At 63.0% G+C, this 24,252-nt stretch carries 18 protein-coding genes, 1 pseudogene and 2 riboswitches; of the genes and pseudogenes, 8 read left to right on the forward strand and 11 right to left on the reverse strand.

Features of this window, described 5'->3' with window-relative positions; translation table 11 throughout:
* Positions 1-221: 221 nt before the first annotated feature.
* The gene (gene ftsH / locus HCN58_RS32520) at positions 222-2,138 is read left to right on the forward strand and encodes an ATP-dependent zinc metalloprotease FtsH (RefSeq protein WP_171583440.1); all 1,917 of its coding nucleotides are present in this window, start codon (positions 222-224) and stop codon (positions 2,136-2,138) included.
* A gap of 213 nt (positions 2,139-2,351) precedes the next feature.
* Here ftsH and HCN58_RS32525 read toward each other — a convergent pair whose 3' ends face one another.
* The 3 genes and pseudogenes from HCN58_RS32525 to HCN58_RS37590 form a co-directional block, all read right to left on the reverse strand.
* Positions 2,352-2,552, reverse strand: coding sequence for a hypothetical protein (locus tag HCN58_RS32525; protein WP_171583441.1), 201 nt, complete (start codon positions 2,550-2,552; stop codon positions 2,352-2,354).
* A 44-nt stretch (positions 2,553-2,596) separates the two neighbouring features.
* Complete coding sequence (gene metE / locus HCN58_RS32530) at positions 2,597-4,825, reverse strand: 5-methyltetrahydropteroyltriglutamate--homocysteine S-methyltransferase (protein ID WP_376701248.1); 2,229 nt, start codon at positions 4,823-4,825, stop codon at positions 2,597-2,599.
* Positions 4,806-4,955, reverse strand: a pseudogene (locus HCN58_RS37590) (hypothetical protein); the annotation flags it as partial. The gene metE and the pseudogene HCN58_RS37590, both read right to left, overlap by 20 nt.
* A gap of 113 nt (positions 4,956-5,068) precedes the next feature.
* Positions 5,069-5,283: riboswitch (cobalamin riboswitch) on the reverse strand.
* A 214-nt stretch (positions 5,284-5,497) separates the two neighbouring features.
* A riboswitch (cobalamin riboswitch) is annotated at positions 5,498-5,717 on the forward strand.
* A 113-nt stretch (positions 5,718-5,830) separates the two neighbouring features.
* On the opposite strand from HCN58_RS37590, the gene HCN58_RS32535 reads away from it, so the two are divergent.
* The 3 genes from HCN58_RS32535 (at position 5,831) to HCN58_RS32545 (ending at position 11,365) form a co-directional block, all read left to right on the forward strand.
* Positions 5,831-8,737, forward strand: coding sequence for a ribonucleoside-diphosphate reductase subunit alpha (locus tag HCN58_RS32535; protein ID WP_171583442.1), 2,907 nt, complete (start codon positions 5,831-5,833; stop codon positions 8,735-8,737).
* 24 nt (positions 8,738-8,761) lie between these two features.
* Complete coding sequence (locus HCN58_RS32540) at positions 8,762-9,892, forward strand: ribonucleotide-diphosphate reductase subunit beta (protein WP_171583443.1); 1,131 nt, start codon at positions 8,762-8,764, stop codon at positions 9,890-9,892.
* 249 nt (positions 9,893-10,141) lie between these two features.
* On the forward strand, positions 10,142-11,365 hold the full coding sequence (locus HCN58_RS32545; protein WP_235984092.1) for a glycosyltransferase family 87 protein: 1,224 nt from the start codon (positions 10,142-10,144) through the stop codon (positions 11,363-11,365).
* A 54-nt stretch (positions 11,366-11,419) separates the two neighbouring features.
* Here HCN58_RS32545 and HCN58_RS32550 read toward each other — a convergent pair whose 3' ends face one another.
* Positions 11,420-12,232, reverse strand: a complete 813-nt coding sequence (locus HCN58_RS32550) for a sialate O-acetylesterase (protein WP_171583445.1) — start codon at positions 12,230-12,232, stop codon at positions 11,420-11,422.
* Positions 12,233-12,580: 348 nt separating this feature from the next.
* On the opposite strand from HCN58_RS32550, the gene HCN58_RS32555 reads away from it, so the two are divergent.
* Complete coding sequence (locus HCN58_RS32555; protein WP_065743132.1) at positions 12,581-13,255, forward strand: TetR/AcrR family transcriptional regulator; 675 nt, start codon at positions 12,581-12,583, stop codon at positions 13,253-13,255.
* A gap of 86 nt (positions 13,256-13,341) precedes the next feature.
* The gene (locus HCN58_RS32560) at positions 13,342-13,767 is read left to right on the forward strand and encodes an OsmC family protein (protein WP_171583446.1); all 426 of its coding nucleotides are present in this window, start codon (positions 13,342-13,344) and stop codon (positions 13,765-13,767) included.
* 116 nt (positions 13,768-13,883) lie between these two features.
* Here HCN58_RS32560 and pyk read toward each other — a convergent pair whose 3' ends face one another.
* Positions 13,884-15,320 carry a pyruvate kinase gene (gene pyk, locus HCN58_RS32565; protein WP_171583447.1) on the reverse strand — a complete coding sequence of 479 codons (1,437 nt, stop codon included), beginning with the start codon at positions 15,318-15,320 and terminating at the stop codon, positions 13,884-13,886.
* Entirely contained in the window at positions 15,317-15,901 is a 585-nt protein-coding gene (locus tag HCN58_RS32570; protein WP_376701247.1) for a DUF1036 domain-containing protein, read from the reverse strand. The genes pyk and HCN58_RS32570 overlap by 4 nt, the downstream gene beginning before the upstream one ends.
* A gap of 200 nt (positions 15,902-16,101) precedes the next feature.
* On the opposite strand from HCN58_RS32570, the gene HCN58_RS32575 reads away from it, so the two are divergent.
* Together HCN58_RS32575 and HCN58_RS32580 are read left to right on the forward strand one after the other, a co-directional pair.
* Complete coding sequence (locus tag HCN58_RS32575) at positions 16,102-16,404, forward strand: DUF1244 domain-containing protein (RefSeq protein ID WP_171583448.1); 303 nt, start codon at positions 16,102-16,104, stop codon at positions 16,402-16,404.
* A gap of 321 nt (positions 16,405-16,725) precedes the next feature.
* On the forward strand, positions 16,726-16,998 hold the full coding sequence (locus HCN58_RS32580; protein ID WP_057847308.1) for a DUF2312 domain-containing protein: 273 nt from the start codon (positions 16,726-16,728) through the stop codon (positions 16,996-16,998).
* A 156-nt stretch (positions 16,999-17,154) separates the two neighbouring features.
* Here HCN58_RS32580 and HCN58_RS32585 read toward each other — a convergent pair whose 3' ends face one another.
* From HCN58_RS32585 to HCN58_RS32605, 5 genes are all read right to left on the reverse strand, one after another.
* Positions 17,155-18,786: a peptidoglycan L,D-endopeptidase MepK gene (locus HCN58_RS32585; protein WP_171583449.1), complete on the reverse strand. Its 1,632-nt coding sequence runs from the start codon at positions 18,784-18,786 to the stop codon at positions 17,155-17,157.
* Between the two features lie 252 nt (positions 18,787-19,038).
* Positions 19,039-21,171, reverse strand: a complete 2,133-nt coding sequence (locus tag HCN58_RS32590; RefSeq protein ID WP_171583450.1) for a L,D-transpeptidase family protein — start codon at positions 21,169-21,171, stop codon at positions 19,039-19,041.
* Between the two features lie 367 nt (positions 21,172-21,538).
* The gene (locus tag HCN58_RS32595) at positions 21,539-23,038 is read right to left on the reverse strand and encodes a sigma-54-dependent transcriptional regulator (protein ID WP_171583451.1); all 1,500 of its coding nucleotides are present in this window, start codon (positions 23,036-23,038) and stop codon (positions 21,539-21,541) included.
* An 87-nt stretch (positions 23,039-23,125) separates the two neighbouring features.
* Positions 23,126-23,770 carry a TerC family protein gene (locus HCN58_RS32600; protein WP_171583452.1) on the reverse strand — a complete coding sequence of 215 codons (645 nt, stop codon included), beginning with the start codon at positions 23,768-23,770 and terminating at the stop codon, positions 23,126-23,128.
* 116 nt (positions 23,771-23,886) lie between these two features.
* On the reverse strand, positions 23,887-24,228 hold the full coding sequence (locus HCN58_RS32605; protein WP_171583453.1) for a hypothetical protein: 342 nt from the start codon (positions 24,226-24,228) through the stop codon (positions 23,887-23,889).
* Positions 24,229-24,252 lie beyond the last annotated feature (24 nt).

The following is a 24,252-nucleotide window of genomic DNA, read 5'->3' on the forward strand; positions in this document are numbered from 1 at the left end:
CCTTAACCACCCCGGAAAAACCCGGCTTTTGCGCCATTTTTTGAACGGGAATCGCGTTAAGATGCGTTAAATAGTCCCGTGTCGTTCCCTTGGCATTGACCCAGGCGCCACCTAGATTGGGTGCAGTGGACCGGGGATTCTCGCCTCACTACCCAAGGAATATTCTAGGGTTACTGCCAAGGACATAGGCCCGCGATCCGCGCGACCACGAAGGAAGATCAATGAACGCCAATCTGCGCAACTTCGCCCTCTGGGTCATCATTGTCTTGCTGCTGTTGGCATTGTTCACGCTTTTCCAGAATCCGGGTCAGCGCACGTCCTCGCAGGACATCACGTTTTCGCAGCTCCTGAGCGAGGTCGATCAGAACCGCGTGCGCGACGTCGTGATCCAGGGGCCGGAAATCCACGGCACCTTCACCAACGGCTCCTCGTTCCAGACCTATGCACCGAACGACCCGACGCTGGTCAAGCGCCTCTATGACGGCAAGGTCTCGATCACCGCGAAGCCACCCGGCGACAACGTGCCATGGTTCGTTTCGCTGCTGGTTTCCTGGCTGCCCTTCATCGCGCTGATCGGCGTGTGGATCTTCCTGTCCCGCCAGATGCAGGGCGGCGCCGGCAAGGCGATGGGTTTTGGCAAGTCGCGCGCCAAGATGCTGACGGAGGCCCATGGCCGGGTCACCTTCGAGGACGTCGCGGGTGTCGACGAAGCCAAACAGGACCTGCAGGAGATCGTCGAATTCCTGCGCGACCCCGGAAAATTCCAGCGCCTCGGCGGACGAATTCCGCGCGGCGTGCTGCTGGTCGGTCCTCCCGGCACAGGCAAGACCTTGATTGCGCGGGCGGTCGCGGGCGAAGCCAACGTGCCGTTCTTCACCATCTCGGGTTCGGACTTCGTCGAAATGTTCGTCGGCGTCGGCGCTTCCCGCGTTCGTGACATGTTCGAGCAGGCAAAGAAGAATGCGCCCTGCATCATCTTCATCGACGAAATCGATGCGGTCGGCCGTCATCGCGGCGCGGGCTTGGGCGGCGGCAACGATGAGCGCGAACAGACGCTCAACCAGTTGCTGGTCGAGATGGACGGCTTTGAAGCCAATGAAGGCGTTATCCTGATTGCCGCGACTAACCGTCCCGACGTGCTGGATCCCGCGCTGCTGCGTCCCGGCCGCTTCGACCGCCAGGTGGTGGTGCCGAACCCTGACGTCGTCGGCCGCGAGCAGATCCTGAAAGTTCACGTGCGCAAGGTGCCGCTGGCGCCAGACATCAACCTCAAGACCATCGCGCGCGGCACGCCGGGCTTCTCCGGCGCCGACCTGATGAACCTCGTCAACGAGGCCGCACTGACGGCTGCCCGGCGCAACAAGCGCATGGTGACGCAGGCCGAGTTCGAGGAAGCCAAAGACAAGGTGATGATGGGCGCCGAGCGCAAATCGCTCGTCATGACCGAGGAAGAGAAGCTCTTGACGGCCTATCACGAGGGCGGCCACGCCATCGTCGGCCTCAACGTCGTCGCGACCGATCCGATCCACAAGGCCACGATCATTCCGCGCGGCCGTGCGCTCGGCATGGTGATGCAGCTCCCCGAGCGCGACAAGCTGTCGATGTCGCTCGAGCAGATGACCTCGCGTCTCGCCATCATGATGGGCGGCCGCGTCGCGGAAGAGTTGATCTTCGGCCGCGAGAAGGTCACCTCGGGTGCAGCTTCCGACATCGAGCAGGCGACGCGTCTGGCCCGCATGATGGTGACGCGCTGGGGCTTGTCGGAAGAACTCGGCACCGTGTCCTACGGTGAAAACCAGGACGAGGTATTTCTGGGCATGTCGGTGTCGCGCACACAGAACGCGTCGGAAGCGACCGTCCAGAAGATCGACAAGGAGATCAAGCGGCTGGTCGAGGAAGGTTACAACGAGGCCACCCGAATCCTCACCGAGAGACGCGAGGATCTGGAGACGCTGGCCAAGGGTCTGCTCGAATTCGAGACGCTGAGCGGCGACGAGATCATCGATCTGTTGAAGGGCAAGAAGCCCAACCGCGAATCGGTGCTGGAGCCGAGCACGCCGCGCGCCTCCGCCGTGCCGCCGGCAGGCAAACCGCGCCCGCGTCCCGACCCGGGCTTGGAGCCGCAGCCGCAGGCGTAAGGCACGGTCAGTTCTGAACAAACCAAACGCGGCGGTGACGCCGCGTTTTTTATGCTTGTGATCGGTCCTCGTGTCGCGAATAGACACTGACCTAGAACAAATAGCATCTGGGGCGCGGTGGGAAGGGAACGTCGCGTTTTCACGCCGCTGCCTTGCCGGTTCATGTTTCAACGACAACAGCTGGGAGCGCTTTGGTGATTGCAGAACGAATCGTCATGGCGCCGCGGCCGGCGCCCCGAGGTGCACAGCCAGAATGTGTTCCGGCGTCTCGACCACTTCGACCCTTTGCCCATCGCCGCCGACGAAGGCGAGCACGGTGCGCTCGCCTTCGCGCCACATGCTGCCGATGAGGGCAATGTTGATGTGGGTAGGTTGCCCCGTCTCAAATCGCGTGCATTCGATCCAGAAGCGCATGACGTTCTCCTTGATTTGCCTTGATGAGAGACGGGACGGGTAGATTACGCCAGCGCCCGCAATTCGCGGGCGGCGGCCACCATGTTGGCGAGCGCGGGTCGGACTTCCTCCCATTTGCGGGTCTTCAGTCCGCAATCCGGATTAATCCAGATCTGGGTATCCGATAGCCGCATCCGAGCGAGCTTCAACAGGGCAGTCATCTCCTCGATATCAGGCACGCGCGGCGAATGGATGTCGTAGACGCCGGGGCCGATTTCGTTCGGATAGCGATAATCCCTGAACGCGTCGAGCAGCTCCATCTTCGAGCGTGAGGTCTCGATCGAAATCACGTCGGCGTCCATCGCGCCGATCGCGCCGATGATGTCGTTGAACTCCGAGTAGCACATATGGGTGTGGATCTGCGTCTCGTCGCGCACGCCGGACGAACAGAGGCGGAAGGCCTCGACGGCCCAGTCCAGATACGCCTGCCATTCAGATTTGCGCAGCGGCAGGCCTTCCCGCAGCGCCGCCTCGTCGATCTGGATCATGCCGGCGCCGGCCGCTTCGAGGTCGGCGACCTCGTCGCGGATTGCGAGGGCGATCTGCCGGCAGGCTTCGCTACGCGCGATATCGTCGCGGACAAACGACCAGTTCAGGATGGTGACGGGGCCGGTGAGCATCGCCTTCATCGGCTTTTTCGTCAGCGACTGGGCGTATTGCCACCACTCGACCGTCATTGGTTTCGGGCGCGACACGTCGCCGAACAGGACCGGAGGACGGACGTAGCGCGATCCGTAGGATTGCACCCACCCGTGCGAGGTGAAGGCGAAGCCCGCGAGCTGTTCGCCGAAATACTGCACCATGTCGTTGCGCTCGAATTCGCCATGCACGAGCACATCCAGCCCGATATTTTCCTGCCAGCGCACAGCGCGGGCCGTCTGGTTCTGCAGATAGAGCTTATAGGCTTCGTCCGTCAGGGCGCCCCTGGCGTGAGCGGAGCGGGCGTTCCTGACGTCGGCGGTTTGCGGAAACGAGCCGATGGTCGTGGTCGGGAACGCCGGCAGGTTGAAGCGCTCGCGCTGAACGGTGGCGCGTTCTGCGAAGATGCTGGAGCGGAAGCGCATCGCTTCGTCAATGCCGGCAACGCGTGCCGCTACCTTCGCATCGTGAATGCGCGGCGACGCCCTGCGGGAGGCTGCCGCCTGGTCTGACGCTTTCAGGCTGACTTCGACCGCTCCGCGGCCACGGGCAAGCGCCGCTCCGAGCGTAGTCAGTTCCTCGAGCTTCTGCACTGAAAACGCCAGCCAGCTCTTGATTTCAGGCTCGAGCCCGGTCTCCAGCGCCAGATCGATCGGGACATGCAGTAGCGAACAGGAGGGGGCGATCTGCACACGGTGCTCGCCGAGTTTGGCGATCACGGGTTCGAGCTGGTCGAGAAGCCGGCTCAAATCCGCGCGCCAGATGTTACGGCCATCGATGATTCCGAGCGACAGCGCGCGGTCACCAGGAAAGCCGCTAAGCTCGTCGATCTGCTCCGGCGCGCGCACGAGGTCGAGATGCAGGCCGGCGACGGGCAGCGCCAGCGCGGTATGGCGGTTGGCGCCGAGCCCGCCAAAATAGGTCGCCAGCATGATCTTGAGTTGCGGCACTGCGCGCGCGATCTCCGTATAGGCATGATGCAGCGCCTGCTGCGCGACGATATCGAGGTCAAGCACCAGGCAGGGCTCGTCGATCTGCACCCATTCCACGCCCCGGTAGGCGAGTTCGCGCAGCACCTCGATGTAAACCGGCAGCAAGCGATCAAGCAGGGACAGTGGATTGAAACCGGCATCCTTGCTCTTGGCCAGTTTGAGAAACGTGACCGGCCCGACCAGCACGGGCCGGGTCTGATAGCCCAGCGCTTTCGCCTCCTCGTATTCCTCGATCGGCTTGCGCGAGCCGAGGGTGAACTGCTGATCCTTCGTCAGTTCGGGCACCATATAGTGGTAATTGGTATCGAACCATTTTGTCATTTCGAGCGCCGGCACGCCGTGCGCAGCGTCGTGCCCGTGAAGGGCATGGCCACAGCTCACCTCATGCGCCTTGCCTTGCGCGCCGCGGGCCATCGCGAAGTAAGTCGCGAGGGGGACCGGCCCGCTGTTCCAGCGATAGATTTGCGGAATCGCGCCGACCATGATGGATGTGTCGAGCACCTGGTCGTAGAACGAGAAATCGTTTGACGGGATCACGGTCACGCCGAGCTTTTTCTGACGTGCCCAGTTGGCGGCGCGAAGTCCGACGCCGGTTTCGATCAGTGCCTTCTCGTCGGTTGCGCCGGGACCAGAAACTCTCCAGCGCGAATTTCAGCTCGCGGCGCGGCCCGATGCGCGGCATGCCGAGGGAGGCAACGGGAAGTGAGGAAGTGGAGATGGTTGAAGTAGACATTGGCTTAACCCCAAAGTTGGGGGCAAAGGCCGAAGTGACACGTCTGGATTTTCGCGAAGCGGCAGAGCGCGCGCGAAAAATCGCAACCGCACCACCGGGACACCCCGCCCGAGGACGTGTATGTTGTCGAGGCAGGTCTCCTGGCTCGCGGGTCCATGCTGCTGTCCGGCCTTCCCGAAACCTCCAGAGGTCTCAGTGGCTTTGTTGGACAGCGGCTCGCCGCTTACAGTTGCGGGGGCAGCTCCGGCTTTGGCTTTTTCGGCCGCACCGGCTTCCCTCTTAGCTTCGAAAGAACGTCTCCCGAAGAACCACGACGGGTCCACTTACCGGCAACGCGGCAGGTGCGTCAACTCGGGTGGTGTCATTTCGTAGCCCGGATGGAGACAACGGGTCGCGCGAACGCGCGCCCGATGACAGGCTCAGAGAAATCCGGGGAACAGGCGTGACGCGATATAGATCTCCCGGATTGCGCTGCGCTCCATCCGGGCTACGAAATCTTTGAAAATGTCCGCTAGCCCCATTGACAGCCGCATGCGAATAACACGAGATATAGCTGTCACGGTCCACCATGGCCCAACAAATGGTGGCTAAGAGGGAAGCCGGTGTATCGCGCGAGAGCCGCGAAAATCCGGCGCTGCCCCCGCAACTGTAAGCAGTGAGTTGCTCCCGAATCTTGCGTCACTGATGCGGCATCGCATTGGGAAGACACGGGGACAACCGCGACCTGCGAGCCAGGAGACCTGCCGCGACACCGAAAAAACGTCCACGGGCGGGGTGTCCCGGCGGCGCTTGCAGATGCATGCCTGCGTTTCCCGCGGGCTAAGCTGTAGCGTCTTCTCCGACATCCGGCCCCAACACCATCACGGGGTCTCTTGATGTCACTCTCTCTCGATCGCGAAGCCAACGCCGTTCCATTCATCCAGCTACGCCCCGAATCGCTCGTCTTGTCGGCAGCGCAGCCGCCGATGCAGGTGATTCGCCGCAACGGCACGGTTTCGAAATTCGACGTCAGCAAGATTTCGGTGGCGATGACCAAGGCGTTTCTCGCAGTCGAGGGGCATGGCGCGGCCGCATCCCGCCGTGTGCATGAAATCGTCGAGCAACTGACCTCGGAAGTCGTCGGCGCACTATCGCGCCGGATGAGCGAGGGCCGCACCTTTCATATCGAGGATGTGCAGGACCAGGTCGAGCTGGCTTTGATGCGCAGCGAGCACCACAAAGTCGCACGCGCCTATGTGCTCTATCGCGAGGAGCGCACGCGCCAGCGCGCCGGGCAGGATGCGGCCATCGCCACCCAACCGTCGGGCGGGCCTTCGCTGCGTGTCACTCTGACCAGCGGCGTGCAGGTCCCGCTCGATATCGCGCGCCTGATGCTGATCATCGCGGAGGCCTGCGCCGGTCTCGAGGGTGTCGGCGCCGCTGCCGTGCTCGCCGAAACGCAGCGCAATCTCTATGACGGCATCAGCGAGGAAGAACTGGCGCTGGCGTCGGTGATGGCGGCGCGCACGCTGATCGAGCAGGAGCCGAACTACGCCTATGTCAGCGCGCGGCTGTTGCTCGACAAGCTGCGCACCGAGGTGCTGTCTTTCGTGCACGATACGCCGACCAGCGCGTCGCAGACGGAGATGGCCGTGCGCTATGGCGAATACTTTCCCGCCTATATCAAGACCGGCATCAAGGCGGAGCTGCTCGATCCCGATCTGGGGCGCTTCGACCTGAACAAGCTTGCCGTGGCACTGAAGCCGGAGCGCGATCTGGCGTTCCAGTTCCTGGGGCTGCAGACGCTGTACGATCGCTATTTCCTGCATGTGCGCGGCAACCGCATCGAACTGCCGCAGGCGTTCTTCATGCGCGTCGCCATGGGGCTGGCGATCCGCGAGATCGACCGCGAGGCGCGTGCGATCGAGTTCTATGATCTCTTATCGTCGTTCGATTTCATGGCCTCGACGCCGACCCTGTTCAATTCCGGCACGCTGCGGCCGCAACTGTCGTCCTGCTTTCTCACCACCATCGCCGACGATCTCGACGGCATCTTCAAGTCGGTCAAGGACAACGCGCTGCTCGCAAAATATTCCGGCGGGCTCGGCAACGACTGGACCCGCGTGCGCGGGCTCGGCGCGCATATCAAAGGCACCAATGGCGAGAGCCAGGGCGTGGTGCCGTTCCTGAAAGTCGCCAACGACACCGCGATCGCGGTCAACCAGGGCGGCAAGCGCAAGGGCGCGGTCTGCGCCTATCTCGAGACCTGGCATATCGATATCGAGGAGTTTTTGGATCTGCGCAAGAACACCGGCGACGATCGCCGCCGCACCCATGACATGAACACCGCGAACTGGGTACCCGATCTGTTCATGCAGCGCGTCGAGGCCGATGGCGAATGGACGCTGTTCTCGCCGGACGAGGCGCCCGATCTGCACGACCTCTACGGCAAGGCGTTCGCCGAGCGCTACGCGGCTTACGAAGCCAAGGCGGAGCGGGGCGAGATCCGCGTGTTCAAGCAGATCCGCGCCACGGATCTCTGGCGCAGGATGCTGACCATGCTGTTCGAGACCGGGCATCCCTGGATCACGTTCAAGGATCCCTGCAATCTGCGCTCGCCGCAGCGCCATGCCGGCGTCGTCCATTCTTCCAACCTCTGCACCGAAATCACGCTCAATACCTCCGACGAGGAGACGGCTGTGTGCAATCTCGGCTCGATCAATCTCCTCAATCACGTGCGGGAAGGCCGGCTGGACGAGCCGCGGCTGAAGCGCAGCGTGACCATTGCGATGCGGATGCTCGACAATGTCATCGACATCAACTTCTACACCATTCCCGAAGCGCGGCGTTCGAACCTGCGGCACCGCCCGGTCGGGCTGGGGCTGATGGGATTCCAGGATGCGCTGCAGGCGTTACGGATCGCGATGGCTTCCGACGCGGCGGTGACGTTCGCCGATACCAGCATGGAGATGATTTCATATTACGCCATATCAGCCTCCGTCGATCTGGCGGCTGAGCGCGGGCGCTATCCGTCATTTGACGGCTCGCTGTGGAGCCGCGGCATTTTGCCGATCGATTCGATCGAACTGCTGGCGGAAGCCCGCGGCGGTCTCGCGATGGACCGCGGCACGACGCTCGACTGGGATACCTTGCGCGAGCGCGTCAGATCGACCGGCATGCGCAATTCGAACGTGATGGCGATCGCGCCGACCGCGACGATTTCCAACATCTGCGGCGTGGCGCAGTCGATCGAGCCCGCCTACCAGAACCTCTACGTCAAATCCAACATGTCCGGCGACTTCACCGTGATGAACGAGTTTTTGGTGCGCGACCTCAAGGCGCGCGGGCTGTGGGACGCGGTGATGGTTAACGATCTCAAATATTTCGATGGCAGCCTAGGAGGCATCGACCGCATTCCCGATGACCTCAAGGCGCTCTATGCCACCGCGTTCGAGATCGACAGTGCCTGGCTGATCGAGGCGGCGTCGCGGCGGCAGAAATGGATCGACCAAGCGCAGTCGCTCAATCTCTATATCGCCAACCCTAGCGGCAAGAGGCTCGACGCGCTCTATCGGCTGGCCTGGGCGCGCGGGCTGAAGACGACGTACTACTTGCGCTCGCGCAGTGCGACGCATGTCGAAAAATCGACGCTCCGGGGCACCGACGGCAAGCTCAACAGCGTCGCGTCCGTGACGATGATGTCTGCAGCCCCGATCATCGTCGCGCCGGCCACCACCGCGCCGGATTTAACCGGTGCGGTGGCGTGCTCGATCGATAATCCCGAATGCGAAGCCTGCCAGTAAGCGGCAAGAAGAAAAGGAACGACAATGCTCGACTGGTCCGAACCATCCGCATCCCCGCGTCAAGCGCCGCCGCCCTTCGTGGCGCAATCCGTTACCCAGGCCGATCACGCCGGCCTCCGCACTATCGACCGAAGCGGCGGAAGGGTATCTGTCGACGACAAGCGGATGATCAACTGCCGTGCCGACGTCAATCAATTGCTACCATTGAAATACAAATGGGCGTGGGAGAAATATCTCGCCGGCTGCAACAATCACTGGATGCCGACCGAAGTTTCCATGCAGGCCGACATCGCGCTGTGGAAATCGCGCGACGGGCTGACGGAAGACGAACGCCGCGCCATCAAGCGCAACCTCGGCTTCTTCGCGGCCTCCGAAAGCCTCGTCGCCAACAATATCGTGCTGGCGATCTACCGGCATCTGACCAATCCGGAGTGCCGGCAATATCTGCTGCGGCAAGCCTTCGAGGAAGCTGTCCATACCCATACCTTCCAGTACATCGTCGAGAGCTTGGGGCTGGATGAGGGCGAGCTGTTCAACATGTATCGCGAGGTGCCGTCGATCACGGACAAGGCGGCATGGGCGCTGAAGCATACCCAGCACCTCGACGATCCCGATTTTAAGACCGGGACGCCGGAAGCCGACCAGACCTTCCTGCGCGATCTCGTCGCCTTCTATGTGATCTTCGAAGGCATGTGGTTCTATACGGGGTTCGCGCAGATCCTCTCGCTCGGCCGGCGCAACAAGATGGTCGGCATCGCCGAGCAGTACCAGTACATCCTGCGCGATGAATCGATTCACCTGAATTTCGGCATCGACGTCATCAACCAGATCAAGATCGAAAATCCGCATCTGTGGACCAAGGCGTTTCAGGACGAAGTCCGCGCCATGGTGCACGAGGCCGCCGAACTGGAAGCGGCCTACGGGCGGGACACCATGCCGCGCGGCTTTCTCGGCCTGAACGCGGCGCTGTGCGAGAGCTACATGCATTTCATTGCCAACCGCCGCTGCGCGCAGCTCGGGCTCGCCCGCGTATTCGAGGAGACCGAGAATCCGTTTCCCTGGATGTCGGAAGCGATGGACCTGAAGAAGGAGAAAAATTTCTTCGAGACCCGGGTAATCGAATATCAGAACGGCAGGGCGCTGAGCTGGGAATAGGGGAAGTCGTACTCTCCCAACACGTCGTGCCCGCGAACGCGGGGACCCATACCGCGTGATTTCTCAATGAGGCACACAGGTGGGTGCTCTTTGTAAAAATTGGCTCCGATGGTTATGGGTCCCTGCTTTCGCAGGGACGACGGGAAAATCGCCGTTGTTGCCTAAAACTTAAGATTTCCTCAATTCAGTCCAGCCTATTGCTTGAGGATGTGCGTGTCCGGACAGGGCGCGCCCAGGCAAGGACCGCGCATGACCGCCTCTCTTTCCGCCCCCACGACCGCAAGCCTGTCGGCTCCAATTCCTGAATGGCTTGTCAGGGTCTGCTTAGTGCTGGCGGTTGCAAATGTGAGCCTTTGCGGAGCGGCGTATTTCTCGCATTGGTGGGTTTACGATCGGAACGGCCTCGGCATCCCGACCGACTTTATCAACGTCTGGGCGGCCGGCCGCCTGGTGCTCGATGGTCTTCCGGCGCAGGCCTATGACTGGGATGTCCAGAAGCAGGTCGAGGTCGCAAAGCTCGGTCAGGATTTCGTCGGTTATTTTGCCTGGCACTATCCGCCGCCGTTTCTGTTCGTCGCATCGCTGCTGGCGCAGCTTCCTTATCAGCTCGCCTTTATCGGCTGGGTCGTGGTCAGCTTTGTGCCCTTCCTAGTCGCAATACGTGCGATCGCCGGCCACCCCTTCGGCTATCTGCTTGCGCTTGCGATTCCGATGGCGTTCATCAATGCGCTGGTTGGGCAGAACGGCTTCCTCACCGCGGCGCTGATCGGCGGCACGGTCTACCTGATCCCGATACGGCCGGTTCTCGCAGGCATTTGCCTCGGGCTGTTGACTTACAAGCCGCAATACGGACTGCTTTTCCCGGTCGTGCTGATCGCAGCCGGCCATTGGCGGGTATTCATCAGCGCCGCCGTCACGGCGGTGGTGGTGGCCGTTGCCTCCTGGCTCGCCTTCGGAATCGAAAGCTGGCTGGCGTTCTTCCACTGGATGCCGAGATTCTCGCAGGCGTTCCTGACCGAAGGCAAAGCCCCATGGTGGAAGTTGCAGAGCATCTTCTCGATGGTGCGCTACTTCGGTGGCAGCGAACCGCTCGGCTGGGCATGCCAATGGGTTCTTACCGCCTCAGTTGCCGTGGTGCTGACGCTGATGTGGCGAAGTCGCGTGCCCTACACCTTGAAGGCCGCAGCGCTTGCCGCCGGTACGCTGCTGACCACGCCCTATCTTTTCATGTACGACATGATGGTGCTGGCGATCCCGATAGGCTTCCTGGTCCGCATCGGACTGAAGAGCGGTTTTCGCGCCTATGAGCTTCCGGCGCTGGGCACCGTCGTCGTCCTGATCGGCTGCTACATGTTCACCGGCGCGCCAATGGGCCTTGCCGCCACGCTGGTCGTGGCCGCGCTGATCCTGCGCCGCGCCGGCCTGTGGTGGCGGCGGGAGCCGGCGCAAACGTTCGTTGCAGTGGGCGCATGACTGGCGCGACGCAATGGCGCCCGTGCCGTGCGCCAGGACGTTGGACGCCAGCTGCTATTTGATGAACGCTGCCCACAGGGCGGCGTTGGCAAGCGTTCCGACTTCGTTCATGTGGCAACCATCAGAAGGGTTGCGGCCGTCATTTCCGATCGTGTCGGTGTCGGGTCCTTGGCGGATATTGAGCGCGTCATCGACAGCAGATAGTTGGCCGGCACGTACCGCAGCCGTGTTCTTCGGCTCGGCCCTGTCGCATTTTGTGCTGCGTGACAGATAAAAGGGCGCATCGAAGCCGGCCGCTCGAAATCGCTTCACGAGCTGATGCAACAGCGAGGCATATTGCTCCGCTGATATCGTTGACGTCGCGTCTGTTTCACCTTGCTGAAACAGAAAATGCGTCGGCGTTAGGCCCGCTGTCTTCAGCTTCAAGATGGCGTTTGTGATCCAATCGGCCCGCTCATTGTTCAGAACCGAAAGCGAGGCGCTGCCAATGGCAAGGGGTACGACGATCACGCGATCGTAGCGCCCGGCCTGGATCAGGATGTCGCCGAGCCGTGTTGCAAAGCTCCCGCCGATGCCGTCGGCGCCCAGCAGGGGATCGGCGGCAGCGAAGCATTTGCCCGTGAGCGGGTCGAAATTGTCGACGGCTTCGCGCGCGGTATGTCGGGCGCTTCCCCAATTGCCCGCATTGCTCTGGCCGTGCACGACGATGATTGCCGTGTTGCCGGATGCGTGAGCACAGGACCGTTCGACCCGCGCCGGCGGCGCAACCGCGGCCAAATCGATCTGGTGGGCGTTCGACGTCAGTAGCTTGCCAGCAACCGTACCGATCAGAAGGCCAACAATCAGGAACGCGACAAGGCGCAACAATGGAAACGCTCTCCAAGCTAATTCCGCTTCATGGCGGGAGCGCGCAGTTCTCGCCCGATTACCGCAAGAGGACGTGCATCAGACGGCGTTTACCGATCCGGGCCGAGTGCGACCGATCTGAGGCTGCCAACTCGGCCCATGCTAACCGGCCAGCGTTGAGAGCCCATTAACGGTTCGCGAGCCCCGCCGGCAAAACCTCTCCAGATCCGCGTTGCAAAACCGTCTTGTCATCAGCCGTGAATAGTTGTTCACTTCTTCAAAGCGATGAGCGTGCTTGTCGCTCAAGATATTGAAGGTGCGCGCGTTCTGGCAGGCTCCGCGGACGCGCCGGGGACGGAAGACCGCGCCATGGTCTATCGGCGAACCCATCAGGTCGTAAAGCGGCTGGCGGCGCGGCGTAGCGCCATCCTGGCAGCGGCGCGGGACGCTGCGGCCGAAGGCGGCATGGCGGCGGTGCAGATCGCCCCGGTCGCGGTCCGCGCCAATGTCGCCGCCGGCACCGTCTACCGTTACTTCCCCTCCAAGGCCGAGCTGATTTCCGAACTGATTGCAGAGGTCTCGCGCGACGAACTGGCCGCGATCCGCCGTGCGGCAGATGCCGCGCCGGGGCCGTCCTCGGCGCTCGCCGCCGCTGTCACCACCGTTGCCGTGCATGTGCTGTCGCAGCGCAAGCTCGCCTGGGGCATTCTGGCCGAACCCGTCGATGTCGACGTCTCGGTGTCGCGGCTCGCCAGCCGCCGGGAAATCTCAGGCGAGATCGCCGCCAGAATCGATGCCGCGGTGCGCGCCGGCCATCTGCCGGCGCAGGATACGGCTCTCGCCGCCACGGCGCTGCTCGGCGCGCTGCATGAATCGCTGGTCGGCCCGTTGGCGCCCGAGAATCTGGACGATCCCGCAAAGCTGCGCGACGCCGTGCAAACGGTCACATTGTTGGCGCTGCGCGCCGTCGGCGTGATGGATGCCCGCGCCCGTGGCCTCGTGGTGCAGGCAGTGCTGCCGGCGAAGGCGCTGGTGGGCGCCTGAACTCACCGCTGCTCGACACGACTTTGTCGCAACCATTTGCCACGCTGCGGCTTATCGACGGTCCAACCCGCGATCAGGAGCATGCCATGACGACGACATCAGGATCTGCCAAATGGCAGGGCGGTATCAAGGACGGCAAGGGCGCGATCTCCACCAAAAGCGGCGCGCTGAATGATTATCCTTACGGCTTTTCGAGCCGCTTCGAGGGTAAGCCTGGCTCGAATCCGGAAGAGTTGATCGGCGCGGCCCACGCTGCGTGCTTCACCATGGCGCTGTCGCTGATATTAGGCGAAGCCAAGCTCATCGCCGAACAGATGGAAACCAAGGCCGACGTCACGCTGGAAAAACAAGGCGATGGTTTTGCGATCACCTCGGTTCATCTCGCGCTGAATGCGAAGGTCCCCGGTGCCGACAATGCGAAATTCCAGGAGTTGGCGGACAAGGCCAAGGCCGGCTGCCCGGTGTCGAAACTTCTGAACACGAAGATCACGCTGGACGCGACGCTGCAGTAGCTCTCCAGTCATTCCGGGGCGGCGCGAAGCGACGAACTATGGTGCGCAATTGCGCACCTGAGAATCTTGAGATTCCGGGTTCGATGCCGCGCATCGCCCCGGAATCACCCGTATCGTCACTTCTCCGCGGCACCCTCCGCTTCGACCTTGGCGATGCGCACCATGTTGGTCGTGCCGGGGATGCCGAGCGGCACGCCGGCGACGATGATCACGCGCTGGCCGGCCTTGGCGAAGCCGTCGCGGAAGGCAATGGAGCCGGCGCGGTCGACCATGTCGTCCTGGTCGTGGGCGTCTTCGGCCACCACGCAATGCACGCCCCAGACGACGGACAATTTGCGGCCCGTTGCAAGGTTTGGCGTGATCGCCACCACCGGCAGTTTCGGCCGCTCGCGTGCGACGCGGATACCGGTTGAGCCGGATGAGGTCCAGCAGATGATCGCCGACAGTTCCAGCGTCTCGGCGATCTGCCGCGCGGCGTCGGCAATGGCGTCGCCGACCGTATTTTCCGGGTCGGGCCGCTGCGCTGACAACACCGAGCGATAGGTCGGGTCGCGCTCCACTTCCTCGCCGATGCGGTTCATCGTCGAGACCGCTTCGACCGGGAATTTGCCGGCGGCCGACTCCGCCGACAGCATGATGGCGTCGGCGCCTTCATAGACGGCGGTTGCGACGTCGGAGACTTCGGCGCGCGTCGGCACCGGCGCCTGGATCATCGATTCCAGCATCTGGGTTGCGATCACCACCGGCTTGCCGGCGCGGCGCGCCATCCGCGTCATCTGTTTCTGCAGGCTGGGTACCCGCTCCAGCGGCAGTTCGACGCCGAGGTCGCCGCGCGCCACCATCAGCGCGTCGGAAGCGTCGATGATTTCGGCGAGCCGGTCGATCGCCTGCGGCTTCTCGATTTTGGCCATCACGGCGGCGCGGCCGCGGATCATCCGCTTGGCTTCGTGGACGTCCTCGGCGCGCTGCACGAAGGAGAGCGCGATCCAGTCGACCCCGGTCACCAGCGCAGCCTCGAGATCGGCGCGATCCTTCGGAGTCATCGCCGATACCGGCAGGTCGGTATCGGGCAGACTGACGCCCTTGCGGTCTGACATCTTGCCGCCGATCACGACCCGCGTTACCGCGCGATCGGACGAGGTTTCCTCGGCGATCAGGCGCACCTTGCCGTCGTCGAGCAGCAGCGCGTGGCCCGGCCGAAGTGCGGCGAGGATTTCCGGATGCGGCAACTGCACGCGGCTGTTGTCGCCCGGCGCCTTGTCGGAATCGAGCACAAAACTCTGGCCGTTCTTGAGTTGGGTCGAACCTTCGGCGAACGCGCCGAGCCGCAGCTTCGGTCCTTGCAGGTCGACGAGGATGCCGATCGGACGGCCGTAGCTGCTCTCGACATTGCGGATGGTATTGACCAGCTCGCGCATCTTGTCGTGCGGCGTATGGCTCATATTGATGCGGAACACGTCCGCACCGGCCTCGAACAGTTTCCGGATCATCGCGCTGTCTGATGATGCCGGGCCGAGCGTTGCGAGAATCTTGATGCGACGGAGCCGTCTCATTGCTTGGGCGCCGGGGCTGGCGGCAGACCCGGTCCGCCCGGCGGATTGGATAGCCCCGGAACCCCGCCCGGACCGCCCGGTCCCATCGTGCCTGGAATGCCCGGCACGCGCTGCGCGGGCTGCTCGTTGGCTTCTGTCAGTTGCACTGTCCACGCCCGCTGTTCGCCTGTGTCGACCTCGAAGAACCCGGTACGGTCGTAGCCGCGAGCCAGGCAGTTCTCGGTACCCTTGATGGTGAATTCCTTGTCACGCGAACACATGAAGGCCTGCCCCGACCACTCGCCGCCGCGGTCATAGTCGAGCGCGTAGATGTAATAGTAGCGCGCAACAAGAGTTCCGCGCAGCAGTGTCTCGCAACTGCGCGACGACACGTTCCACCAGCCTTCGGTGGTCCAGCCCTCGGCATCCTTGTAACCCAGCGCGATGCCGACCCGGCTGGAAGTGTTGTTGCAGAGCCGGAAATCGGCCGCCGCTGGACTGCTCCACAGACACGCCGCCGCCAGTGCAAGCGCCGGCGCAAGGCCGGCGGCGGTCACGCGAGCGGGGAAGGGAGACAAGCAGCGCGAATCTTTTCCAGTCATGCAGCGAAGCTATATCAAATCACTGACGATTTCGCGTGACCCGGCGGGGCCTGTCAACGGCCGGGGAACGCCTTTCCCGCGCTATGGGAAACCGGGACGCCTCGTGAGGTTGCCAATTTTGCGCGCAGACATGGCAAAATCTGTGACAATTCCCACCTGATATCAATATGCTCGGCACATGTGACGCGGGATCCAAGACCATGACGATCGACGACAAAACCAGAACAGAACTGGAAGCCGCCGTTTTCCGGCGCATGGTCGGCCACCTGCGTGCCCGTACCGACGTCCAGAACATCGATCTGATGAATCTGGCGGGCTTCTGCCGCAACTGTCTTTCCAACTGGATGAAGGAAGAAGCCGACGCCAAGGGCATCGCCGTCAGCAAGGACGAGAGCCGTGAGGCGGTCTACGGCATGCCCTATGAGGAGTGGAAGGCGAAATATCAGGGCGCTGCCACGCCGGAACAGCTCGCGGCGATGAAAAAAGCCCACAGCGGGCATTGAGCGGCACTCTACTGACATGGCGACTGGTCGACTGAGCTAGTCATTCCGGGATGGTGCGTTAGAACCAGACCTCAGATGCGCAATTGCGCATCGGGGAATCTCGAGATTCTCGGGTGCGAAATTGCATCCCATAGTTCGATGCTTCGCATCGCCCCGGAATGACAGCTTCGATCTCCTGTGGGCGCGCTGTGGATGAGCGCGATGCTGCCTTGACGCGAGGCCCCCCGATCTTAAGGGTCAATTCTGACATAAGCGCCGTGCGGTAACGCGTGCGGCGCTTGATCTTTCAGCATCACCGTCAGTTCCACTCAGGAGTACCCGATGGCCACCTCCGCCGCCGCCGTCCAGGACGAGCCCGCGACAAGATTCGCAAAAGACCAGCTCAAGGCCATCATCGAGCGCATCGAGCGTCTGGAAGAAGAGAAAAAAACGATCTCTGACGACATCCGAGACGTCTACGCCGAAGCGAAGGGCAACGGCTTCGACACCAAGGCGCTGCGCACCATCGTGCGGATGCGCAAGCAGGACGCCAACGAGCGCGCCGAGCAGGAAACCATTTTGGAAACCTACATGCAGGCACTCGGGATGCTGTGAGTTTTCGCGTAGCCCGGATGGAGCGAAGCGAGATCAGGGGCCTTCGTGTAGCGGGTGAAGTTTTCCCGGATCGCGCTGCGCGCCATCCGGGCTACGGCGGTTACAGATCCTCGTGTTCGCGAGGACGACGGCTAGTCCGTAGAGAGACGGTGAGCCTTAGCGCAGCGCGGCGGTGCGCAGCACGAACGACTGCGTCGGCAGTTGCGCGGTTGCCGATCCCGTGAAGCGGTCGCAGGTCATGCCCATCATCGGATCTTCCGAGAAGGTCATTGAGATCGCGGCCCGCGGCTTGACGAAGTGGGCGCGCATCTGGGTCATCTCGGTGTCGCCGAGCACCGTCGTCGACATCGCGCTGCTTGCGCTCGGCGCCAACATCACCACGCGCATCCAGACATTGTTGCCCTGCGCGGCGGCGAGGCGGGTCGAGGTGGCGACCACGCTGTCCTGACCCTGCGTGCCCTTGGCGACCACGGTGTTGATTTCGGTCGCGGCGGCGCCGGCATTGCGCACCGGGCGGGCGGGGCGAGGGATCGCCGCGGAGGCCGCGACGATATTGGAGCGGTCGGCCGGCGAAGAAGCGGCCGGCGCATAGGCCATCGCCTTGTTGAACGCGTCGCTGACGCTGGCGGTCGGCTGCGGATCGGTGGCGGCGGCGAGCGCCTGGCGGGCGCGGAGGGCTGCGACTTGGGCGGGAGTGGCCTGATTTGCCTTGCCCGGCACGTCGTCCCAGAAGCCGCGGGAATTAATGATATCGGCCGGCGTTTGCGGCTTCGGCTCGGCCTTGTCGGCGGAAGCCTGCGCAACCTGTTTCGTCTCAGGCTTGGACTCAGGCCTAGCTTTGGGGGCCGCCACGATCTGGGCGTCGGCTGCGGCGAGCTGGATGGTCGCACCGACCGGCTTTGCGCGCGGAGTTGGGACCGGCTCGGCGGATTTCACAGCGGCCACACTGGCCGCTGCGGGCTTCTCATTCTTGACGGGAGCGCTGCCGCCCTCGTCATCTTCTTCAGTCGACTTGCCGCCCCGGAACAGCGCCGCGAACAGATTCGGCATCTTGCTGACGGTTGCGGTACCGTCGCCATTGCCCCGGCGTTCGATGTCGGCGCGGGCCAGTTCATAGCCCTTCATTGGACCGCCATTGGACGGCAGGTGCACCGTGCGTCCGTCCGGGAATATCCTGGCCAGCTGATCGTGGGTCATGCGCGGCCAGTGACGGACGCTGCCGGTATCGAGGTGGACGAAAGGCGATCCGGAGGTAGGATAGAAGCCGACGCCGCCACGCTGCAAACGAAGGCCGGCGGCGCGGATCTGCTCAAGCGGCACGTCCGGGATATAGAAGTCCATCGCGTGGCCGAGCATGTGCTGGCTGAAGCGCGCCACGCCGGAAGAGCGGCGGCGGAGCATGGCATTGGTGGCGGGGGCGCGGTAGGCGGAGATGATCTGGATCGGCTTCTTGCCGTCGACGTCGCGGTAGACTTCCCAGATGATGTCGAACAGGTGCCGATCCATCGTGGTGGAGTCCTGGCTGCGCCAGTCGCGGAGGAAATGATTGAGCTTCTTCAGCGCTTCTTCGTCGTAGCGGCCGTCGCGCTTGAAGGTGACCGTGAGGTCTTCATCGGAATGGGTGTGGTGGAAGGAGAGGGTGCGGGTTTCGTTCAGCGCCGTCGCATCATGCACCGTACCGGCGCCGGCCAGCAGCAAAAGCGAGGTCAAGCCGATCCGAGATCCGGCCTTTGGCAGAGCAAGCGGATTGAATTGGCGCGCGAAACCAGCCAGCACGTATGAGCCCACCCAATCGACGAGCGTTCACGGTGTTCTTTTGCAGACCCCGGCAAAAGAGGGTGAACGCTTTCTTAAAGCGGAACGGTTAACCGAGGCTTACCGCCCGCCCCCAAGTTGGCTTTAACCTAACGCGTGGACTGTGGCGAAAAAGTGCCCAGTGCCGAATCCGGGTGGATAAGGGTTAACGTAAACAACCTCTCCGGGGCGGAGAGATTGTTGATTTCATTCGGAAACTCTGCCCTCGGGCAGTAGTCCTCCAGATTACCGGGTGAACCGGGGTTGCGGCCGCCGGCCAACCGGTGCCGGTGGCGTCATGGGCGACGGACCGCCGAACAGGCGCTCGAAGAACGACGGGCCGGAGGAATAGGTGTTGTCGCTGGCGAAATTGACGCCGGCCGGCAGGCTTGAGCCGGGCGGGCGCGAATAGTTCGGCTGCGCATGGGCGACCATGGCCTCCAAATCCCTGCTGCGGCCGTTCTTGAGCAGGGCGATCATCGCGGCGTCGCGGCCATAGATGTCCTTGCGGATCTGCAGCTTGCCGGCGTCGTCCACAAAAGCGGTCTGGTAGGTGATGTTGACCGGAATCGGCGTCGGGAATTTCAGGTCGATCTCACTGCGGCCGTACATGCTGCGGATCTTTTCCGGCGTGTAGCGCTCGTTCGGCATCACGATGTTGAGCAGGGTCGAGGCGTATTGATCCGGATTCTGCACCCGCATGCAGCCATGGCTGAAGGCGCGTTCTTCCTTCGCGAACAGGTGCTTGTCCGGGGTATCGTGCTGATAGACCAGGAACTTGTTCGGGAAGTTGAAGCGGATACGGCCGAGCGCATTGGCTTCGCCGGGCGGCTGCGAAATGTGGATGCTGCCGTCACGGTTACGCTCGAGCCTCAGGCCCATGCGCTGCAGCACGGTCGGATCCTGCTGTAGGGCGGGCAGATATTCGTTGTAGATGATCGACGGCGGCACGTTCCAAGTCGGGTTGACGGTGATGAACTTCATCGTTTCCGTCAGCATCGGCGTGGCGTGCTTGCCCGGCTTTCCGGTCACCACGCGGGTGTTCCAGACCTGGTGACCGTTCTGCATCACCTTCAGGGTAAAGTCGGGCACATTGAGGATGACATAGGCGTTGCCGAGCGAACTCGCGCCAAGCTGGCGCGGCAGCCAGCGCCAGCGCTCCATGTTGACAATGACGGTGTCGATCTGCCGGTCGCGCTTCGGGCTGTTGATCGCCTTCACCGTGCGGTCGTCGAGCACGCCGGTCGGCTTGAGATCGGCGCTCTCCTGGAATTTGCGCACGGCGGCAGCAACCTTGGCGTCGTAATGCGTGCCGTCGGGATTTTCAGTGACGCCGAGCTTGGCGCGCAGTTGCGGTACGCGCGGATCTTCCGGTGCGACCTCACCCTGCTTCTTGGTCGCGGCCTTGTACGCCAGCGCCGGACCTTCGGCGATGTGGATCATAGGTCCGTCGCCCTGGCCGCGCAGCTCGGCGAGCTTGGCCTTCAGTTCTTTGTAGAGCTTGTGCGGCGGATTGTAGCCGTCGAGCGCGGCGGAAGCGTCCTTGGCGGTCGAGATGTTGGCAAGCACTTCGGCCGGATCGGTAGGATGCTCGGGATAGGAGATGTCGGCAGAGACCTGCGACCAGTGCATCCGGCCGCTCTGCGCCTGTCGCGCGTAGTCGAGCATGCTCGCGGTCAGTTTCAGTTCGGCCTCGGCGAGCTGGTCCGGCGAAGTGGCGGCGGCAAAATCCGGCACCGGATAGTCGGTCGGATTGAGGCCCTCGGCGGCGGCGTCCCTCAGGCGGGCGATCACGCCCTTACCGCTGTCGGTCAATTTGCCGGCCTGCGTCCATTGCGGCGCATAGTCCCGCGCCGAGTAGAACTTCTCGACGGCAGCACGCTCGCTCTTGCGGTCGAAATAGCGCAGCGACTTGGCGCCAAGCATGTCGCGCAGCCGGTCGGCGACCGGCTGGTCGGCCGGCGCGACGGTGCTTACCTTCACCGGCTCCTTGGCGGGTTCGGCGGCGGGCGCCGTGGCTGTCGCAGCCGGAGGCGTGGGGGTTGTGGCGTCGCTGGCCGCAGGCGCAGTGACGGTCTCGGCAGGTTTGGGCTCGGTTGCCGTTGCGGCCGGGCTGGACTCGGCCGGCTTTTCGATGGCCTTGGCTGCGTCAGGCACCGAGGCGGTGGAGTCCATCTTGAAGTCGCCGATGGTCGGAGGCGGGACGTTGGCCGGTTCGGGACGGGGGACTGCTGCGTCGATCGCGAGCTCGGCAGCGCTGGTGCGCGGCGTCGTCGACTGCGCCGCCAGCGCTGAGGTCGCAGATACCGTGAGGAAAGTTGCCGCGACGGCCATCAGCACGCGGTCAAATCCTGCACGATTCGTCGGACAGTCACGCATCGTCACACCCCTTTGGACGAAACTGCCCCGGCATGGAACAGTCGTTAGGTATCATTCGTCACGGCTTGCGCGGGAAGCGCCGGCTCGATCGGTTTCTCAGTCGTACGCCTGCACGCCACGATTCAAACGCAGACGATACATGTGCCCCTTTCATGCAGCCAGCGCCATGCGGGACAACTCACGACAAACTGACCTCAAACTACCCGTTTGCACTCGGGTCGCGCGTTTTTGCCACGCGCCCCACCATTTGTCTGTCACCGCCAAGCCACGGTTCAAAAGCTTCCGAACGACCGATGTCGTTGGTTCGCCACGATCTTTGCCACGCGGGCGCCATAATGCGCAGGCCGCCATCCGCTCCCCTCGCGTCTCAGTTAGCGTCCTGCGCGCCGCCTCCGGCCGGGTCGTTGGCGGCAGCCTCGTCGAGCTTGCGATAGAGCGTGGAGCGGCCGATCTTGAGCCGGCGCGCGACTTCCGACATCTGGCCGCGATAATGCGAGATCGCAAAACGGATGATCTCGTTCTCCATGTCTTCGAGCGGTCGCACCTCGCCGGTGGCGGTCAGCATCGAAAGGCTGCCGGCGGTGGCGAGCGGGGCAATCGGTATATCACTACCCGACACCATGGCGGGCGCCGTCGACGGCGCGACGACCAACGGTTCGCTATGTGCCAACTGGCCGTCCGGTATGGCCTGGCCGACGGTCTGCGGAAAATCAGACAGGCCGAGCTGATCGCTCTCGCTCATGACCACGGCGCGGTACACCGTGTTTTCGAGCTGGCGGATGTTGCCCGGCCAATCGAGTTGCGCGAGATGGGCCACGGCCTCGCCGCTGATGCCAGTGATGGTGCGGTTCTCCTCGGCGGCAAAGCGCGCCAGGAAATGCCGCAACAGATGCGGGATGTCTTCGCGCCGCATCCGCAGCGGCGGGATCGTCAGCGGCAGCACGTGCAGCCGGTAGAATAGGTCCTCGCGGAACGCGCCGCTCTTCACGAGGTCGAGCAGCTTGCGGTTGGTCGCGGAAATGATGCGGACATCGACTTTCACCGGCTTGCGGCCGCCGACCGCCTCGACTGTGCCTTCCTGCAGCGCGCGCAAAAGCTTTACTTGCGCCGCGAGCGGGAGCTCGCCGACCTCGTCGAGAAACAGCGTGCCGCCGGAAGCTTCGACGAACTTGCCCATGTGCCGTTCGGTAGCGCCCGTGAAGGCGCCCTTCTCATGGCCGAACAGGATCGACTCCACGAGATTGTCGGGAATGGCGCCGCAATTGACCGCGACAAACGGCTTCGCCTTGCGCTCGCTGGAGCCGTGGATGGCGCGCGCGAACAATTCCTTGCCGACGCCGGACTCGCCCTCGATCAGCACCGGAATGCTGGAAGCTGCCGCTTTCTGCGCGGTGCGCAGCACGGCCGCCATGGTTTCGCTGCGGGTGATGATGTCGGCAAAGGTCAGCCGTCCCTCGCGGCTGTGGCGGATGCGCTGCAACTCGCCCTTGAGTGCTGAGGTGTTGAGCGCGTTGCGCAGCGACACCTGCAGCCGTTCGAAACCGACCGGCTTGACCACGAAATCCTGCGCGCCGGCGCGCATGGCCGAAACCACATTGTCGATGCCGCCGTGGGCGGTCTGCACGACGACGGGGATGCTCAGGCCTGCTTCACGCATTTTTGCAAGCACGCCAAGCCCGTCGAGGCCGGGCATCACGAGGTCGAGCACGACTGCGTCGATCGTCTGCGCATCCGGAGCGGTCAGCAAGGCCACGGCTGCATCGCCGCTATCGACGACGAGGGGCTCATAGCCGCACTTCTGCACCATGTTTTCAACCAAACGGCGCTGAACGGCATCGTCGTCGGCAATCAAAATGGTGGCAGCCATGGTTTTCCCCGCACGCTACTGCATTGTCTCGAATCGGGGCACTTTCGCCGATGCCGATTAACGCCCTCTTAAACGTTCACATCTCGGCTAAACCTTGACGTCCTGCCACACCTCCATCGCGCCGCGATAGCACATGTCGAATGCCACATAGAGGATGATCAGGAGGCCGACATAGGCGACCCAGCGGTGCTTCTCGAGGACGCGCGCGATGAAGCTTGCGGCGAAACCCATCAGCGCAATGGAAAGTCCAAGGCCGAATATCAGAATTATCGGGTGCTCGCGCGCCGCACCTGCGACGGCCAGCACGTTGTCGAGTGACATCGATACGTCGGCGAGCGTGATCTGCCACACGGCCTGGCCTAACGTTTTCTGAGGAATGGGCGCGGCGGTAGCATCCATCGTCCTTGCGGCCGACAGATTCTGAAACGCCGGCCCATGGTGCTTATCTGACTGCAGCTCGCGCCACATCTTCCAGCACACCCAAAGCAGGAGAATGCCGCCGGCGAGCAACAGTCCGATGATCTGCAGCAACTGGACCGTGATGCTGGCAAACCCGATGCGCAGGGCGGTGGCGGCCAGGATGCCTACCAGAATTGCCTTCTTGCGTTGATCTTCAGGAAGACCCGCGGCGGCAAGTCCGATGACGATCGCGTTATCGCCGGCGAGCACCAGATCGATCATTACGACCTGGAACAGTGCTGTAAGGGATTGCGAGGAGAAAAATTCCAGCATGTGGGCCACTCCGTTCAAGGTCCAATCCGACATCGCAGTCCGCTTGAACTGCCAGAGGGGCCCGGGCTTGGACGCACACAGTCGAAGACGCAGTCAAACTGCGGAAAGATGGTTCCTTATTCAGGTTGATCCGAGATGCCGCACAGCCTGACCAGTTGATCGGGCTCGATCAAAACGGAAATGACGACGCCGATGAACGTCAGGCTCCCGGCAAGGTCGAGCCAAGTGATGCGCATTCGCTCAGCCTGAGAAAGCAACGCGATTACGGCCGTCGCCGCGGCAACCGCAAAAAGCAGCGTGACGATCGCCGGCGCGAGCGCTTCGGCCGACACCAGATTCCGGACGCCGAGAGCCCCGAGCAGCGTCACCAGAAGGATGCCGGCCATCAACTCCTTGCCTGGGGCCGAGGGCGCCCGGCCGGTCGGTCGGACAATGTGGCTGCGGTCTAAGAAGGCCATTGGATTCTTATTCGCGAGCTGGAA

Origin of the sequence: Bradyrhizobium australiense, from assembly GCF_013114825.1 — a bacterium.
GTDB classification, from domain to species: Bacteria; Pseudomonadota; Alphaproteobacteria; order Rhizobiales; family Xanthobacteraceae; genus Bradyrhizobium; species Bradyrhizobium australiense.